Origin of the sequence: Gordonia sp. (in: high G+C Gram-positive bacteria) (assembly GCF_020438995.1) — a bacterium.
Classification (GTDB): domain Bacteria; phylum Actinomycetota; class Actinomycetes; order Mycobacteriales; family Mycobacteriaceae; genus Gordonia.
The window spans coordinates 1-1586 of sequence record NZ_JAGQTN010000260.1 but is presented as its reverse complement, the minus strand read 5'-3'; the positions used below and the strand labels follow the sequence as shown (position 1 = coordinate 1586).

Here is a 1586-nt window from a genome sequence, read left to right as displayed (position 1 = left end):
GGCGCCCACGCGGGTAGTCGACCTTACGGCCGGCAGCGGCCGAGCCCTGGACACCGAAGCCGGGATCGAAGCCGTGCACGATGACCTCGAGCGCGGATATCTCGACGAGTTGCCCTGTGCCCGTGTGTAATCGGTGGTAGTAGGCGAGCAGTGCCGACCACGCCACGTGCACCCCTACCGCGTGCTCGACCAGTCCTGTCGGCGGTAGCAGCGGCTCACGTCCGGGTTCACCCGAGCGGGACAGTACACCGCTGAGCGCGTAGATCACCGATTCGGTTGCGGCCCAATCACGGTACGGTCCGGTCCCACCGAAGCCGGACACCGACACGGCCACCAGCGCCGGATTGATCGCGAGCAGGTCCGGCGGGCCTTGGTCCGCCGGCCCCCCGGGCCGCGGCGAGTCGATCAGGATGTCGGCGCTGCGCACGAGCCCGGCGAATCGCTCTCGGCCCTCGGGTGTTCCGAGGTCGGCGGTGACGCCGCGCTTGTTGGCGTTGCGCAGCGCGAACGGGATGCTGATGCCGTCGTGGAACGGGCCGGTCGCCCGCGAACGCGTGCCGGCCGGCGGCTCGACGCGGACGACGTCGGCGCCGAGGTCGGCGAGGAATCGCCCGGCGGATTCGGCCAGACCGTCCGTCAGGTCGATTACCCGGACACCGGACAGGGGCAGCGTCGCCACAGCATTCTCCTTGCTGGCCGAATCCGCGCCGGCCGAATCCGAATCAGTTTCCCCCACAACGGTGTTAGTAGTCCCGGAACTACCGTCAACGGGTGGCAAAGTACACCGACTTGGCCGTCAGATAGGGGGCGAGCCCTTCCGGTCCCAGTTCGCGACCGAGGCCCGATGCCTTGACACCGCCGAACGGTGCGGCGAAGTCGAGGGCGTAGTGGTTGACACCGATGGTGCCGGTCTCGATCCGCGCGGCCAGCGCCAGCCCGTGCTCCTCGTCGGAGGTCCAGATGGTACCGCCGAGCCCGTACGGCGAGTCGTTGGCGATGCGCACCGCCTCGTCCTCGTCGTCGTAGCCGATGACGGTGAGGACCGGCCCGAAGATCTCCTCCTGCGCGATGCGCGAGGAGTTGTCGACGTCGGTGAAGACGGTGGGTTCGACGAACCAGCCCTGGTCCCGGGAAGCGGGCACGCCGCCGCCGGTGGTGATCGCAAATCCGTCGGCGCGCCCCGCCTCGATGAAGCCGAGCACCCGATCCCGCTGTGCGGCACTGACCAACGGGCCCACGGCCGTCGCCTTGTCGAGCGGGTCACCGATGGTGAGTGCGGACACCGTATCGGTCACCGCCGCCACGACCTCACGCAGCCGGGTGCAGGGCGCGAGGATCCGGGTACTGGCGTGGCAGGTCTGGCCGTTGTTGGCCAGCGACACCTCCGGCAGCGCCCGCGCGAAGACGTCCAGGTCGGCGTCGGGCAGCACGATCGACGCCGACTTGCCGCCGAGTTCCAGTGTCACCGGCCGCAGCAGCCGCCCGCACACCTCACCGATGGCCCGGCCCGCCCCGGTCGATCCGGTGAACGCGACCTTGTCGATGCCGGGATGTGCGACGAGATAAGCACTTTCGTCGCGATCGGC

The 1586-nt window shown here is 69.5% G+C and carries 2 protein-coding genes; both read right to left on the bottom strand.

Going from position 1 to position 1586, the window contains the following annotated elements; genetic code table 11:
• On the bottom strand, positions 1-679 hold a 679-nt coding region (locus KDB67_RS18235; protein WP_291018687.1), incomplete at its 3' end, for a CoA transferase.
• An 85-nt stretch (positions 680-764) separates the two neighbouring features.
• Positions 765-1586: aldehyde dehydrogenase family protein (locus tag KDB67_RS18230; protein ID WP_291018685.1), on the bottom strand; the 822-nt coding region annotated here is incomplete at its 5' end.